Here is a 15,251-nt window from a genome sequence, read left to right as displayed (position 1 = left end):
ACCCGCTCCCACAGGTACCGCACAGGTCTGAAAACTGTGGAGATCCCTGTGGCAGCGGGTTTACCCGCGAAGCCGCCCGCACAGGCTTGCCCAGAGGGCTGCATATGTGCACCATGGCATTCCACTGTGAGGACGACCTCACGACGCACCGCGTGACCATTCCGGGGACGGCCCCATCCTTCACAACGATGGAGACGCACCATGTCCTGGATCATCCTGTTCTTCGCCGGCCTGTTCGAGGTCGGCTGGGCCGTCGGCCTGAAATACACCGACGGCTTCAGCAAGCCACTGCCCACCGTCCTCACCGTCGCCGCCATGGCCATCAGCCTGGGCCTGCTGGGCCTGGCCATGAAAGAGCTGCCGCTGGGCACCGCCTATGCCATCTGGACCGGCGTCGGCGCCGTCGGCACGGTGATCGCCGGCATCATCCTGTTCGGCGAGTCCATGGCCTTGGTACGCCTGGTCAGCGTGGCGCTGATCATTACAGGCCTGGTCGGCCTGAAAGTCAGCGCCAGCTAACCCCTTGCCACTAGCGCAGGTTACCGCGCAGGCGGCTGACCTGCTCACGCAACGCTTCTGGCTGCGCCGCCTCCACCGGGATGGCGGCGCCTGCCACGATGGTCACCCGCGACCACAGGCGCTTGAAAAAGCCCTTGGCCGGGTCACGGCTGAAGAAGCTGCCCCATAGCCCCTGCAAGGCCAGCGGAATGACCGGCACCGGGGTTTCTTCGAGGATGCGGTTGACGCCGCCCTTGAACACATCGATTTCGCCGTCCCCGGTCAGCTTGCCCTCCGGGAAGATGCATACCAGCTCGCCATCGGCCAGGTATTCGGCAATGCGCGCGAAAGCACGTTCATAGATGGCCAGGTCTTCGTTGCGCCCGGCAATCGGGATGGCGCCTGCGGTGCGGAACACGAAATTGAGCACCGGCAGGTTATAGATCTTGTAATACATGACAAAGCGTATCGGCCGCCGGATCGCCCCGCCCAGCAGCAGCGCATCGACGAACGACACGTGGTTGCACACCAGCAGCGCCGCGCCTTCGTCGGGAATGCGCTCAAGGTCGCGGTGCTGCACGCGGTACATCGAATGGCTGAGCAGCCAGATCAGGAAGCGCATGGTGAACTCGGGCACGATCCTGAAGATATAAGCGTTGACCGCGATATTGAGCAGCGACACCACCAGGAACAGCTGCGGGATGCTCAAATCGGCCAGGCCCAGCAGGATAATGGTGAGCACTGCCGACACCACCATGAACAGGGCATTGAGGATGTTGTTGGCAGCAATCACCCGTGCGCGCTGGTCTTCGGCCGTGCGGGCCTGGATCAGTGCATACAGCGGTACGATGTAGAAGCCGCCGAAAACCCCAAGACCGACGATCGACAGCAGGATCCACCAGGCCTGGCCCATGCCCAGCAGCGCCAGCCAATCGTGCGGCGCCGCCGCAGCGGGTACATCGCCGGAGTGCCACCACCACAGCAGGCCGAACAGGCTCAGGCCGAACGAGCCGAACGGCACCAGGCCGATTTCCACCTTGCGCCCGCTCAGCCGCTCGCATAGCAGCGAACCCAGGGCAATCCCCACCGAAAACAAGGTCAGTACCAGGGTCACCACCGTGCCATCACCGTGCAGCCAGTCCTTGGCGTAGGCCGGGATCTGCGTGAGGTAGATGGCGCCGACGAACCAGAACCACGAGTTGCCGACGATCGAGCGCGACACTGCCGGGGGCTGCCCCAGACCCATGCGCAGGATCGCCCACGACTGCTTGAAGATGTTCCAGTCCAGCGGCATTTGCGGTGACGCAGCAGCGGCCCGCGGGATCCAGCGGCTGGCCAGGTAGCCGAGCACGGCAGTGCCGACCACGCCACCGGCCACCACGGCGGCATAACTTTCGCTGGACATCATCACTCCTGCGCCGATAGTGCCGGCGAGGATCGCCAGGAAGGTACCGGTTTCCACCAGCCCGTTGCCGCCGACCAGTTCTTCTTCGCGCAGGGCCTGCGGCAGGATCGAGTACTTCACCGGGCCGAACAGCGCCGAGTGGGTTCCCATGCCGAACAGCGCCACCAGCATCAGCGCCAGGTGATTGGTGATGAAGCCGAGCGCGCCTACCGCCATGATCGCGATCTCGGCCAGCTTTATCGCCCGGATCAGCGCATCTTTGGCGAACTTCTCGCCAAACTGCCCGCCCAGCGCCGAAAACAGGAAGAACGGCAGGATGAACAGCAAGGCGCACAGGTTGACCCAGATCGAACGATCACCGTCGCCCAGGCTGAGTTTGAACAGGATCGCCAGAATCAGCGACTGCTTGAACAGGTTGTCGTTGAAGGCACCCAGCGACTGGGTGATGAAAAACGGCAGGAAACGCCGCTTGCCGAGCAAGGTGAATTGCGAGGAGTGACTCATCGTCCTTGGTCCTGAGGGCTTTTCGATTGGAGGCGCGCCGGGCGCAACAAGCCACAAATCTGCATGGGAAATGCGCTGGCTGGCAAGCGCTCAAGGACTTTGCAGGGCTGTACCGGCCCTTTCGCGGGCACGCCCACTCCCACATGCCTTGAGGGCATGTGGGAGCGGGCGTGCCCGCGAAAGGCCTGCGCAGCAGGCCTCTGTTGGCATATGCTGGCCCCCGGCAAAACAGAACAACAAGGATGTGGCAATGCTCGCCGCCATAAAACGCTACCCGCACACCGTACGCCTGCTGCTTACCACCACCTTTACCCTCACCGTCGCCCGTGCCCTTACCCTGCCCTACCTGGTGGTGTACCTGGCCGACAACTTTCAGCTGCCGATCAGCCAGATCGGCCTGCTGATCGGTGGCGCGCTGATCATCGCCTCGCTGCTGAGCCTGTATGGCGGCCACCTGGTGGATACCTTGCGCAACCACACACTGGTCAGCGCCAGCACCCTGCTGTTTGCCCTGGCCTTCGTCGGCGCAGTCGCCAGCCACTCGGCGCTGCTGTTCTTTCTCTGCCTGGTGCTGATCAACCTGGCCCTGGCAGTGGTCGACATCGCCGCCAAGGCGGGCTTCTGCGCGTTGCTCCCGGTGGAGGAACGGGCCGAAGTGTTCGCCATCAAGTACACCCTCAGCAACGTCGGCTACGCCGCCGGCCCGCTGCTTGGCGTGGCCATGCTGGAGCTGAATGAGCATATGCCGTTCATCGCCTCCGCCCTGCTCGGCCTGGGTATGTGCCTGGCCTACTGGCGCCTGGGTGACCGCAGCCTGCAGGCCAGTGTGCCGGACAAGCCCGGGGTCGGCTTTGGCCAGGTGGCATTAAGGCTGGCCCGTGACCGGCGGCTGGTATGCTTCACCTTGGGCGGGGTGCTGAGCGCGGTGGTGTTCGGCCAGTTCACCGCCTACCTTTCGCAGTACCTGGTGGTGACCAGCAGCCCGGCCGAGGCGGCGCGCCTGATCGGTTACCTGGTGACCACCAACGCAGTGACGGTGATTGCCTTGCAATACCTGATCGGCCGCCGTATCAGCCGCCAGCGCCTGATGCCCTGGCTGCTGGCCGGCATGGGCCTGTTCATCGCCGGGCTGCTGGGCTTTGCCCTGGCCGGCTCGGCGCTGGCCTGGTGCCTGGCGATGCTGGTGTTCACCCTGGGCGAGATCATCGTGATCCCGGCCGAGTACATGTTCATTGACCTGATCGCGCCGGAGCACTTGCGTGGGGTGTATTACGGTGCACAGAACCTGTCCAACCTCGGCGCGGCGCTGGGGCCGGTGATGGTGGGGTTTGCCCTGGTCCACCTGTGGCCGGGGGCGATCTTCTACCTGCTGGTGTTGTCGGTGATACTGGCAGGGGTGTTTTATTGGCTGGGTACCCGCACTAATTGATGCTGGCTGTACCGGCCTCTTCGCGGGCATGCCCGCTCCCCCCACAGGGATATCACATGCCTTGAGGGCAGCGCCGTACCTGTGGGAGCGGGCGCGCCCGCGAAGAGGCCGGTACAGGATGCCCCCTGCGACCACCTGCCACTGCGACCATCGTCTGCGCTGACGAAGCGGCACCTGCGTGCCAGACTGATTGATCGGGACCGCGTTATCTTTTTGCTTCGGAGTTTTCATGTCGTTGTCCAGCGGGCTGATCGCCGTGGTCGCCCTGGCCTATATGGCCATCATGTTCGCCATCGCCTTCTATGGCGACCGCCGCAGCACGCCGTTGCCGCCGAAGCTGCGTGCCTGGGTGTACAGCCTGTCGCTGGCCGTGTACTGCACCAGCTGGACCTTCTTCGGCGCGGTCGGCCAGGCCGCCGAACAGCTCTGGGCCTTCCTGCCGATCTACCTGGGCCCGGTGCTGCTGCTGATCTTCGCGCCCTGGGTGCTGCAGAAGATGGTGCTGATCAGCAAACAACAGAACATCACCTCGATTGCCGACTTCATCGCCGCGCGCTACGGCAAGTCGCAGTCCCTGGCGGTGGTCGTGGCGCTGATCTGCCTGGTCGGCGTGCTGCCGTATATCGCCTTGCAGCTCAAGGGCATCGTGCTCGGCGTCAACTTGCTGATCGGCGCCAATGCCGACGCCACTGGCACCCGCGTACAGGACACCGCGCTGGTTGTTTCACTGGTGCTGGCACTGTTTGCCATCGTCTTCGGTACCCGCAGCCTGGACGTGACCGAACACCACCGCGGCATGGTCCTGGCGATTGCCTTCGAATCGCTGATCAAGCTGCTGGCCTTCCTGGCCGTGGGCATATTCGTTGTCTTCAATCTGTATGACGGCTTCGACGACCTGTTCAGCCAGGCCCGCCAGTCGATCCACCTGCAGGACTATTGGCAGGAAACCATCAACTGGCCGTCGATGGTGGTACAGACCGCCGTGGCGATGATGGCAATCATCTGCCTGCCGCGGCAGTTCCACGTCACCGTGGTGGAGAACATCGAGCCCCAGGACATGCGCCTGGCACGCTGGGTTTTCCCGATGTACCTGGCGCTGGCCGCGCTGTTCGTGGTGCCGATCGCCCTGGCCGGGCAGATGCTGCTGCCGGGCACAGTGATTTCCGACTCGTTCGTCATCAGTCTGCCGCTGGCCGAGGCCCACCCGAGCCTGGCCTTGCTGGCATTCATCGGTGGCGCCTCGGCGGCCACCGGCATGGTCATCGTCGAGGCCGTGGCGCTGTCGACCATGGTCTCCAACGACATGCTGCTGCCCTGGCTGCTGCGCCGGACCAACGCCGAGCGGCCGTTCGAAGCGTTTCGCCACTGGATGCTCTCGGTACGCCGGGTGACCATCGTGGTGATCCTGCTGCTGGCCTATGTCAGCTACCGCCTGCTGGGCTCCACCGCCAGCCTGGCGACCATCGGCCAGATCGCCTTCGCCGCCGTGACCCAGCTGACACCGGCCATGCTCGGGGCGCTGTACTGGAAGCAGGCCAACCGCCGTGGTGTGTTCGCCGGCCTGGCCGCAGGTATTTTCCTGTGGTTCTACACCCTGGTGCTGCCGATTGCCGCGCACAGCGTGGGCTGGCCGCTGCAGCTGTTCCCAGGGCTTGCGTGGCTGCACGGCAACCCGCTGAACCTGCCGATCAGCCCGCTGACCCAGGGCGTGGTGCTATCACTGGCGGGCAACTTCACCCTGTTCGCCTGGGTTTCGGTGCTGTCGCGCACGCGGGTTTCCGAGCATTGGCAGGCCGGCCGCTTCATCGGCCAGCAGACCAGCGCCAGGCCCAGCAGCAAGCCGCTGCTGGCGGTGCAGATCGACGACCTGCTGACCCTGGCCTCGCGTTTCGTCGGTGAAGAACGCGCCAGGCAAAGCTTCATCCGCTTCGCCTACCGCCAGGGCAAGGGCTTCAACCCCAACCAGAACGCCGACGGCGACTGGATCGAACATACCGAACGCCTGCTGGCCGGGGTGCTCGGCACCTCGTCGACCCGCGCCGTGGTCAAGGCCGCCATCGAAGGCCGCGACATGCAGCTGGAAGACGTGGTGCGTATCGCCGACGAAGCCAGCGAGGTACTGCAGTTCAACCGCGCCCTGCTGCAAGGGGCCATCGAGAATATCAACCAGGGCATCAGCGTGGTCGACCAGAACCTGCACCTGGTGGCCTGGAACCGCCGTTACCTGGAACTGTTCAACTACCCCGACGGGCTGATCAGCGTGGGTCGACCGATCGCCGACATCATCCGCTACAACGCCGAGCGCGGCCTGTGCGGCCCGGGCGAGGCGCAGGTGCATGTAGCGCGGCGCCTGCACTGGATGCGCCAGGGCCGTGCGCACTCCTCCGAACGCCTGTTCCCCAATGGCCGGGTAATCGAACTGATCGGCAACCCGATGCCCGGCGGCGGTTTCGTCATGAGCTTCACCGACATCACGCCGTTCCGCGAGGCCGAACAGGCCCTGCGCGATGCCAACGAAGGCCTGGAGCAACGGGTGGCGGAGCGCACTCAAGAGCTGTCGCAACTGAACCAGGCGTTGTCCGAAGCAAAAAGCCGTGCCGAAGCGGTGAGCCAGTCCAAGACCCGCTTTCTGGCCGCAGTCAGCCACGACCTGATGCAGCCGCTGAACGCCGCCCGGCTGTTCTCCGCCGCGTTGTCGCAGCAGGCCGAGGGCATGAATGAAGAAGCCCGGCAGTTGGTGCAGCACATGGACAGCTCGCTGCGCTCGGCCGAAGAGTTGATCAGCGACCTGCTGGACATCTCGCGCCTGGAAAACGGCAAGATCACCCCGGATGCCAAGCCCTTCGCCCTCAACGAACTGTTCGACACCCTGGGCGCCGAATTCAAGGTGCTGGCCGCCGAAAAAGGCCTGGAGTTCCGCCTGCGCGGCAGCCGCCTGCGGGTGGACAGCGACATGAAGCTGCTGCGCCGGGTGCTGCAGAACTTCCTGACCAACGCCCTGCGCTATGGCAAGAGCCCGATCCTGCTGGGCGCACGGCGCCAGGGCGAACAGTTGTGGCTTGAAGTGTGGGACCGCGGCCCAGGCATCGCCGACGACAAGCTGCAGGAGATCTTCCAGGAGTTCAAGCGCCTGGACAGCCACCAGACCCGTGCCGAGAAGGGCCTGGGCCTGGGCCTGGCGATCGCCGACGGCCTGTGCAGGGTGCTAGGGCACAAGCTGGAAGTGCGCTCGTGGCCTGGCAAGGGCACGGTGTTCCGCGTCAGCGTACCGATTGCCCGCCAGGCCGCCCCGGCGCCCAGCGCCCCGGTGGAACAGGGCGGCCAGCCACTGGCCGGGTTGCAGGTTCTGTGCGTGGACAACGAAGACAGCATCCTGATCGGCATGAACAGCCTGCTCAGCCGCTGGGGCTGCCAGGTGTGGACCGCGCGCAACCGCGTCGAATGCGAGGCCCTGCTGGCCGAGGGCATGCGCCCGCATCTGGCACTGGTGGACTACCACCTGGACGACGGCGAGACCGGTACCGGGCTGATGGGCTGGCTACGCGCGCGTCTGGGTGAGCCGGTACCAGGCGTGGTGATCAGCGCCGACGGCAGCAAGGAAACCATCGCCATGGTGCATGCCACTGGCCTGGACTACCTGGCCAAGCCGGTCAAGCCGGCGGCCCTGCGCGCCATGCTCAATCGCCATCTGAGCCTGGTTCAGTAAGCGCTTCATCCGCCAACGCCTCGTCGGACAGCGCCCGCTCCAGCAGGTCGGCCGACAGGCTCTTGCTGGCGCGGGCGCCCAGCAGCTTCAGCTGTTCGCTGCGGCTGACCAGGTTGCCGCGCCCTTCGCACAGCTTGTTGCGCGCGGCGGCATAGGCCTTGTCCACCTGCTGCAGGCGGTTGCCCAGCTCGTCGAGGTCCTGGATGAACAGCACGAACTTGTCGTACAGCCAGCCGGCACGCTCGGCGATCTCACGGGCGTTCTGGCCCTGGCGTTCCTGCTTCCACAGGCTGTCGATGACCCGCAGGGTGGCCAGCAATGTAGTCGGGCTGACGATCACGATCTGCCGGTCGAAAGCCTCCTGGAACAGGTTTGGCTCGGCCTGCAAGGCTGCCGAGAAGGCTGCCTCGATCGGCACGAACAGCAGCACGAAATCCAGGCTGTGCAGGCCTTCGAGGCGGTTGTAGTCCTTGCTTGAGAGGCCTTTGACATGGCTGCGCAGCGACTGCACGTGCTGCTTGAGCGCGGCCTCGTCATTACCGGCGACAAACTGCTGGTAGGCGGTGAGGCTGACCTTGGCATCCACCACCACCTGCTTGTCACCGGGCAGCATGATCAGCACATCAGGCTGGAAGCGCTCGCCGTCGGCGCTTTTCAGGCTGACCTGGGTCTGGTATTCGCGACCCTTTTCCAGGCCGGCATGCTCCAATACCCGCTCGAGTATCAGCTCACCCCAGTTGCCCTGGGTTTTCTGGCCTTTCAGCGCCTGGGTCAGGTTGGTGGCTTCGTCGGACAGGCGCAGGTTGAGCTGCTGCAGGCGCTCCAGTTCCTTGCCCAGCGAGAAGCGTTCGCGGGCTTCCTGCTGGTAGCTTTCCTCCACGCGTTTTTCGAAGGCCTGGATACGCTCCTTGAGCGGGTCGAGCAACTGGCCGAGATGCTGCTGGCTGGTCTGGGCGAAGCGCTGCTCGCGCTCGTCGAAGATCTTGGTGGCCATGTCGGCGAACTGGGCGCGCAGGGTGTCGCGGGCTTCCTGCAGGTCTTCCAGGCGCTGCTGGTGGTTTTCCTGCTGCTCGCGCAGTTCGGCCTCCAGGCGCGCGGACTGGGCCTCCAGCCGACGCAACTCGGCTTCGCGGCTGGCCCGCTCGATGCTCCAGGCATGGGCGGCATCACGGGCATTGTCGCGGTCGATCTGCAGCAGTTCCAGCTCACGGCCCTGGGCGGCCAGCTGGGTCTGCTTGAGCGTATTGGCTTCGCTGAGGTCGCTGACCTCGTCGCGGCTGGCGTCCAGTTGCGCCTGCAGGCCGGCCTGGGCCAGCAGGGCAGCATTGAGGCGTTCTTCGAGCAAGGCCTGCTCGCCCTGCCGCACGCCCTGGCGGCGCTGCACCTGCATGACCCAACCCAGGCAAGGTAATGCACCTGCCACCAAGCCCAGCAGAATGCTGGCCAGATCCACTGTCATGCTTACCCCGAATGATCCTGATGATTGCGGTGCAGCTTATCAGCCAAAGCGACGTGTTGCCTGTGCGGGCCTCTTCGCGGGCAAGCCCGCTTGTATGGTTAGACTTGAAGGGGTGGTGGGACTAAATGCCCGATTCTGACTGTTCGCAGCAGTACAGACCGTGGGAGACATCGCCCCACCCCTTCCACCAAAGCGCCGATAAAGAATGCATCGTTTGCAAGCGACGATAGAAGCAAGCCAGCGCCTCTTGGTGAAACCCCTTCAAGCCGAAAAACCATAACGTGAGGAGCCGCCCATGGCAATGCAGGCAGGTAAGTTGATCGTGGGTGCGGATGTCGCGAAAGCTGAACTGGTTATCCACCACGATGATCGCGATGAAATTATCAGACTGAAAAACTCCAAACTCGAAATCAAACGCTGGCTGAAACAGCAGCCCCTCAATACTGCAATTGCTGTTGAGGCGACCAATGTCTACCACCTGGACTTGGTTGAGCAGGCCCATAGCCTGGGTTTCGAGGTTTATGTCATTGATGGCTTCCAACTGAGCAACTACCGAAAAAGCGTTGGAGGCCGGGTTAAAACTGACCCTTCCGATGCTCGATTGCTGTCCCGTTTTCTGAAAAATGAGGGCGAGGACCTTCGCCCTTGGAGCCCCCCTCCCACAGGATTACCTCTATCTTCAGGTCTGTGCAGTACCTGTGGGAGCGGGCTTGCCCGCGAAAGGGCCCGTACAGGCAACATACTCAGGCAGGAAACCACTGCCTCAGAAGCCGCCGCGCCTCCTGCGACCCCTGCCCCGCCGCTAGCTCCAGCCAGTACCGCGCCTGCTCCGGCGCGTTGTGCTGGCATAGCCGCGCATACTCCAGCTGCGCTCGCCGATCACCGGCGCGGGCGGCCTGGCGCAGCAGTTCATGGCCAATGCGCCGGTCACGGGCATTGCCGCAATCGCGGCACAACATCTGGCCCAGGCGGCTTTGCGCCACGACCACGCCCTGGCGCGCCGGCTGCTTCAACAGGTGCCCGGCCAGGTGCTTGACCTGCGGCTTGTCACCGAGGCGCGGGTTGTCGAGCAGCCACAAGGCCACTTTCAGGGAGAAACGTTCGGGGGGAGGCGCAGGCGTCGATGCAGTGGGGCTGGCGAGGTGTTTACCGCGAAACTTCATGGGCAACAGGTTTGGCAACTCGAAAGGCGCGCCACTCTACCCTTTTTTTAGCGCACTGGCCTTTCGATTTCTGGCGGATTGAAAAAATTTTCAACGATCTTTTCTTGACGTTTTCAGGTGGATGACCAACCGGTCTCTCCGAGCATGTCGATTGTCGGACAGTTCGCCGTATTGCTGGCACGCCCGTCCTAGAGCAAGCGCACGGGACAATCCACAGTTCCTGTGGATAACTCGGTGGACAACCCCCTCTCATACCCCGCAAACCCCCGTGAATTGGGGGTTTCGGTCAAACTGACGATTTTTTCACCAGCTGAAAATAGTGTTTTTTTTCATTGACTTAACCGCCCAGTCAAGGCATTGGCGAGGCTGCCGGGGCGTGTTGCCGAGCAGTTACAAGCGCTGCCCGAAATGTGAACAAGTGCACCCTGAACCTTCATTTGAGTGCACTGAATCGGTACATAAGGCCGGTTGCGGCCCTTTCCACCCCTCTTCCCAGTCGGGCAAATACGCGCCATACTATTCGGCTGATCTGAACAACATCAAAGGCTTGCCAAGCGCCTTTTTTTTCGGTAAGGTGCGCCTCGTTAGTACCAAGCTGAAAGTCAATTCTGGCCTCAAGCGTCCTTGCAGTCCCTCCTCCCAAGAGTGGTGCTGCTGAAACCAGGACCGGCCTATTCGATGATTCACTCGCCAGCCCTGCGCTGTTCAAGCACGAATCACGTGACAGATTGATCAGGATCCCACCCCGACGGCCTAGAACCTTGGCCCCGATGTGCTGCCTGCCTTCTGAAGTACCTACCAGTCAGCCCACGCGCCCACCTTTGATTGCGCTCCCTCTGGCTGCCCTGTTCCAGTCAGGTTCGTTCGTCCCTTAATAAAGGCGTCACTGGAACGTTTCTATCATGCACGGATCATAACCCCGTGTTTAAAGCAGGAACCTCCAACAATATGCAAACCCATCATCAGATTCAGGCTGCCATTGGCACCCTCTCCCAGGCCTTCTCGCCGTTGAAGTGCCTTATCGTTGCCCCTCGCAAGGGCAGCTTCAGCTTCACCCTGGTAGACGAACACGGCGTCGCCTGCCACACCGAGCGGCTGTACCCTGAACAGTACAGCCGCAGCGAACCGTTGCAGGCGGTCATCGCCCGAACCCGCCAGTCGCTCACCGCGTGAGCGGCGAATACCGCGGTATTCATGCGCTGAATCATCCCATCACAAGCCTGCCTGAACGTTCCCGGCGTAATTGCCTTAAGGCATATAGCCCGGTACCTCAGGCAGTAATCGATTTAAAAACAGCCCTTTACACCACGATTATCACACTACACTTCAACTCGAGCGGTGCTTACCGCTTCCGGCGGGCCTGATCATTCACCAGCTGCCAAGCTCCAGCGCCCGTCCGGCCCTTACCTGCTCGAGGGCATCATGGGTATCGCGGCGAATGAATTGTGTCAGTATGTGATACGACCCACCCTGGTCTACCTGAACCGTCACTGCGCCAGCGCCGAAGCCTTGTTGCTGGGCATCGCCGCCAGCCAGTCGGCCTTGGGGTCGGCCCTGCACGACCGCCGAGGGCATGGCTTGTACCGCATCGGCGAACACCGACACCAGGCGATCTGGGACGACTACCTCGCCCGTGACCCCGACCTGGCCAGCCTGGTCCGCGGCCTGGCCAGCCAACACGCCTTCCTGGGCGGGCCTCATCTGGAACTCGCCGTCAACCTGCGCTACTCCACAGCCATCGCCTGGATGCTCGTCGAAGAGCAGGCCACGCCATTGCCTGCTGCTGACGATCTGCTCGCGCTGGCACGGATCTGGCGGCAGATTTTCAACCCCCAGGGTCGCCTGCGCGACTTCACCCACGCCTGGCATACCTGCATAGATCAGAGATTGCCGCAGGCATCTTGAGACGTGTCCTACAAAGTACCCGGAAAAAAGGGAATTTTGGTCGGATTGTCCTACAAAACCGCTCTATCTCCGGCGATTGCGGCTATAGCGCGGCGCGTGAATTGTTGGTAGCTTTTCGCCCCGGAGATCCCAAGGAGTTTCTAATAATGAAAAAAGTAATGCTCAAAGCCTCCCTCGGCGTAGCCGTTGCACTTGCTTCCAGCCAACTGCTTGCCAGCGGCTTCGCGCTGAACGAACAGAGCATCAGCAGCATGGGGACAGGTTTCGCGGGACGTTCTTCCTCTGCCGAAGATGCCAGCACCGTCTTTGGCAACCCGGCCGGCATGTCCCGCCTCAAGCGCGAACAGTTCACCGTGGGCGGCGCAGCCGTCATCGCCAAGACCGACATCTCGGGCCCGGGCAGCAATCTCGGGGGGGAAACCGATGGTGACATGGTGCCTGTAGTTGGCGTACCCATGGGTTATTACGTCAAGCCGATCGACGACCACTGGAGCGTCGGCTTCGGTGTCTATGTACCTTTCGGCCTGGTAACCGACTACGGCAGCGATGACGCCGCACGTTACTGGGGCAAAAAGAGCCACGTACAGGTTGTGACGTTCCAGCCGACTGTCAGCTATGCCTTCAACGACAAGGTTTCGATCGGTTTTGGTCCGACCATCAACCGCATCGAAGGGGAACTGGGTTCGAACCTGATCAACCCGTTCACCCCAGGCCGCAATGACGGCGAAGTGAAGATCAAGGGTGACGATACCGCCGTTGGTTACAACATCGGTATCTTGGTGCAGGCGACCGACCGTACCCGTGTCGGCCTGACCTACCACTCGATGGTCGACTACAAGCTCGAGGGCAAGACCCGCGTCAGCACGCCGCTGATCGGGCCGTTCAACGGCAACAAGTTCGATGCCACGCTGAAAATCAAGACGCCGGAATCGGTAGACCTCTCGGTCACGCACGAACTGGACGACCAGTGGACCCTGTACGCAGGCAGTACCTGGACGCGCTGGAGCCGCCTGGAAAATATCACCGTGCAAAACGATGTTCCGGCGCCACTGGCAGGTTCGGCGTTCCAGACCATTACCGAAGAGCAGAACTGGCATGACACCTGGGCTCACGCCATTGGTGCATCGTACAAGGTCAACAAGGAGTGGGTGCTGCGTACAGGTTTCACTGTCGACCAGTCGCCAACCAACAACCATGACCGCTCGCCGCGTATCCCGACCGGCGACCGCCGGATTTTCAGCCTGGGTGCAGGCTGGAGCCCGAACGACGACATGACCATCGACGTCGCTTACTCCTACCTGTGGGAAGAAGACGTCAAGGTCAATCTGGCCAGCGCTACCAAAGGCACCTACCAGACCAAGTACGAGAACAGCGCTCACGGTATCGGTGCATCCCTCACCTACCGTTTCTGAGACGTACGCGTTACCTGAAAAACCGCCCTCGTGGCGGTTTTTTTCAGGCCTGTACCTGCCAGCTGTCGCCCAGGCATTCGCGCAGGTAGTCCATGAACACACGCACTTTAGCGGTCATGGCGAAGCGGTCGGCCAGGCACAGGTAGATATCCATCGGTTCGGTCTGGGCATAGGCCTGGCCGTCATCGCTGTATTCGAACAACGGTACCAGCGCTCCAGCGGCCAGGTGCGGCCGCACGATGAACTCGGCCAGGCGGGTGATGCCGCCATCGTGCAGTGCCATCTGGGTCAGGGCATCGATGTCGTCGCTGATCAGGACACTGCCGAACTCTGCCTCGAACCGCAGCCCGTCGCGCACGAACCCCCAACGCAGGAAGCGCCCATCCACCGGGTAGCGGAACACCAGGCAACGGTGGTCACGCAAGGCTTCGGGCGTGGCCGGTACGCCGGCGCTTTGCAGGTAACCGGGCGAAGCACAGCAAATGAACGGGATACGGGCGATGTGCCGGGCCAGCAATTGGTCTTCCAGTTGCGGGGTAATGCGCAGGCTCACATCCACATCTTCCCGCGCATGGTTGACTCGGCGATCAGTCGTTACCAACTCTATCGAAAGCAGTGGGTAGCGAGCACTGAAGGCGGGTATCAAGGGTGCCAGGACGTGGCGACCGAAGGCGGACGTCGAGGCAATGCACAGCCGCCCCTGGGGTTCACTGTCGGGTGTGGTGACGGCCTGTTCGGCCAGGGCCAGGTCGCGCTCGATGTGCCTGACGCGTTCGTAATACTGGGTACCGGCGGGTGTCAGCGCCATACTGCGGGTAGTGCGGCTGAGCAGGCGAACCTGCAAGTGGCCTTCCAGGCGTGCCAGGTTCTGGCTGACAGCGGCCGGGCTCAGGCCCAGGTTGCGGGCACCGGCGGCGATGCTGCCGGCTTCGACCACCTTGATGAAACTGCGAATGGCATTGAGCAGGTCCATGCCGAGCCCTTGGATTCGTAAGAATCTCTTTATAAAGAACTCAGTACGGCTGGTCTACAGCTACTGCCCGGTGCGTTGCTAACCTGCGCCTTTACTCACCTTCCAGGAGTTCGCATGAGCAACTTGTCCCAGGCGCGCAGCCGACGGAAATTGCACCCGGGGGCCACGCCCTACGTTTTTGCTTTCTACATGTCGTCGATCATGGCGCTATTGATGTGTTTCGTGATCACGGCAGCGAATGCGGGGGTCAACCCCGAATATCTCGGTAATGTGCTGAAGGCGTACCAGTTGGCGATGCCTGTGGCGTTCGTATGTGTGTTGATGGTCAGGCCGGTGGTAGTGCGGTTGGTGGCGATTACGGTGCATGCAAAGTGAAGTAACCCGAAACCCAGGCAAGTCCCCCGCTTTGGCTCTTGATCTTGATCTTGATCTTGATCTTGATCTTGATCTTGATCTTGATCTTGATCTTGATCTTGATCTTCGCGACTTCAGGAGGCCGAGCAGAGGTCTTGCGGAGGGAGGTGACGGGCATGGATGCCCGTCAAGCGCTGAGGCCCCATGGATGGGGCCTGCAGCGCGTACTCCCGGGAGCAAGACCGGCGCGAGGGAACCCCGGAGCGCAGCGTAGGGGCCGGATGATGGGAGCGCAGCGTTTTTTGGTGGGCCTGCCCCGTGACAACGGACGCCAAGAAGCGATACTTACATCGCTATCTTGGAGGTTGCCATGTACCCAACCACTCGCCGCAACTACACCGATGAGTTCAAGATTCAGGCCGTTGCGCTCGCCGAAACGCTCG

General features: G+C 62.4%; 12 protein-coding genes and 1 pseudogene. 8 read left to right on the top strand and 5 right to left on the bottom strand.

Translation table 11 applies throughout. The annotated features are described in order from the left end of the window. Window positions 1–201 precede the first annotated feature (201 nt). Window positions 202–519, top strand: coding sequence for a quaternary ammonium compound efflux SMR transporter SugE (gene sugE, locus CAF70_RS18350; RefSeq protein WP_009686221.1), 318 nt, complete (start codon window positions 202–204; stop codon window positions 517–519). Between the two features lie 10 nt (window positions 520–529). Here sugE and CAF70_RS18345 read toward each other — a convergent pair whose 3' ends face one another. Then, on the bottom strand, window positions 530–2,407 hold the full coding sequence (locus CAF70_RS18345; protein ID WP_085626289.1) for a 1-acyl-sn-glycerol-3-phosphate acyltransferase: 1,878 nt from the start codon (window positions 2,405–2,407) through the stop codon (window positions 530–532). Window positions 2,408–2,657: 250 nt separating this feature from the next. Between CAF70_RS18345 and CAF70_RS18340 the strand changes: the two genes are divergently transcribed. Next, window positions 2,658–3,836: an MFS transporter gene (locus tag CAF70_RS18340; protein ID WP_085626288.1), complete on the top strand. Its 1,179-nt coding sequence runs from the start codon at window positions 2,658–2,660 to the stop codon at window positions 3,834–3,836. Window positions 3,837–4,065: 229 nt separating this feature from the next. Then, on the top strand, window positions 4,066–7,542 hold the full coding sequence (locus CAF70_RS18335) for a hybrid sensor histidine kinase/response regulator (RefSeq protein ID WP_085626287.1): 3,477 nt from the start codon (window positions 4,066–4,068) through the stop codon (window positions 7,540–7,542). Here the strand turns inward: CAF70_RS18335 and rmuC are convergent. Beyond that, entirely contained in the window at window positions 7,514–8,887 is a 1,374-nt protein-coding gene (gene rmuC, locus CAF70_RS18330) for a DNA recombination protein RmuC (protein ID WP_178076403.1), read from the bottom strand. The two genes, CAF70_RS18335 and rmuC, sit on opposite strands and share 29 nt — an antisense overlap. Before the next feature lie 409 nt (window positions 8,888–9,296). Here rmuC and CAF70_RS18325 point away from each other — a divergent pair. After that, window positions 9,297–9,662 (top strand): annotated as a pseudogene (locus CAF70_RS18325) (transposase); the annotation flags it as partial. An 82-nt stretch (window positions 9,663–9,744) separates the two neighbouring features. On the opposite strand, the gene CAF70_RS18320 reads toward CAF70_RS18325, so the two are convergent. Next, entirely contained in the window at window positions 9,745–10,164 is a 420-nt protein-coding gene (locus tag CAF70_RS18320; protein WP_085626285.1) for a tetratricopeptide repeat protein, read from the bottom strand. A gap of 948 nt (window positions 10,165–11,112) precedes the next feature. On the opposite strand from CAF70_RS18320, the gene CAF70_RS18315 reads away from it, so the two are divergent. From CAF70_RS18315 to CAF70_RS18305, 3 genes are all read left to right on the top strand, one after another. After that, window positions 11,113–11,337: a hypothetical protein gene (locus CAF70_RS18315; protein WP_003257337.1), complete on the top strand. Its 225-nt coding sequence runs from the start codon at window positions 11,113–11,115 to the stop codon at window positions 11,335–11,337. A 249-nt stretch (window positions 11,338–11,586) separates the two neighbouring features. Further along, a complete protein-coding gene (locus CAF70_RS18310; protein WP_085626284.1) occupies window positions 11,587–12,069 on the top strand; it encodes a hypothetical protein in 483 nt (160 codons plus the stop codon). A gap of 146 nt (window positions 12,070–12,215) precedes the next feature. After that, window positions 12,216–13,481 carry an OmpP1/FadL family transporter gene (locus CAF70_RS18305; RefSeq protein ID WP_085626283.1) on the top strand — a complete coding sequence of 422 codons (1,266 nt, stop codon included), beginning with the start codon at window positions 12,216–12,218 and terminating at the stop codon, window positions 13,479–13,481. A 43-nt stretch (window positions 13,482–13,524) separates the two neighbouring features. Here the strand turns inward: CAF70_RS18305 and CAF70_RS18300 are convergent, their stop codons facing one another. Continuing rightward, window positions 13,525–14,454 (bottom strand): LysR family transcriptional regulator, encoded by a 930-nt coding sequence (locus CAF70_RS18300; RefSeq protein ID WP_085626282.1) that lies wholly within the window; start codon window positions 14,452–14,454, stop codon window positions 13,525–13,527. A 114-nt stretch (window positions 14,455–14,568) separates the two neighbouring features. On the opposite strand from CAF70_RS18300, the gene CAF70_RS18295 reads away from it, so the two are divergent. Then, window positions 14,569–14,829 carry a DUF2798 domain-containing protein gene (locus CAF70_RS18295; RefSeq protein ID WP_063911565.1) on the top strand — a complete coding sequence of 87 codons (261 nt, stop codon included), beginning with the start codon at window positions 14,569–14,571 and terminating at the stop codon, window positions 14,827–14,829. Here the strand turns inward: CAF70_RS18295 and CAF70_RS27730 are convergent. Further along, window positions 14,810–14,986 (bottom strand): hypothetical protein, encoded by a 177-nt coding sequence (locus tag CAF70_RS27730; RefSeq protein WP_178076398.1) that lies wholly within the window; start codon window positions 14,984–14,986, stop codon window positions 14,810–14,812. The genes CAF70_RS18295 and CAF70_RS27730 overlap by 20 nt on opposite strands. Between the last annotated feature and the right edge of the window lie 265 nt (window positions 14,987–15,251).

Origin of the sequence: Pseudomonas sp. B19(2017) (assembly GCF_002113165.1) — a bacterium.
Lineage (GTDB): Bacteria > Pseudomonadota > Gammaproteobacteria > Pseudomonadales > Pseudomonadaceae > Aquipseudomonas.
The sequence above is the reverse complement of the archived record's forward strand: the minus strand, read 5'-3'. Positions and strand labels throughout refer to the sequence as shown.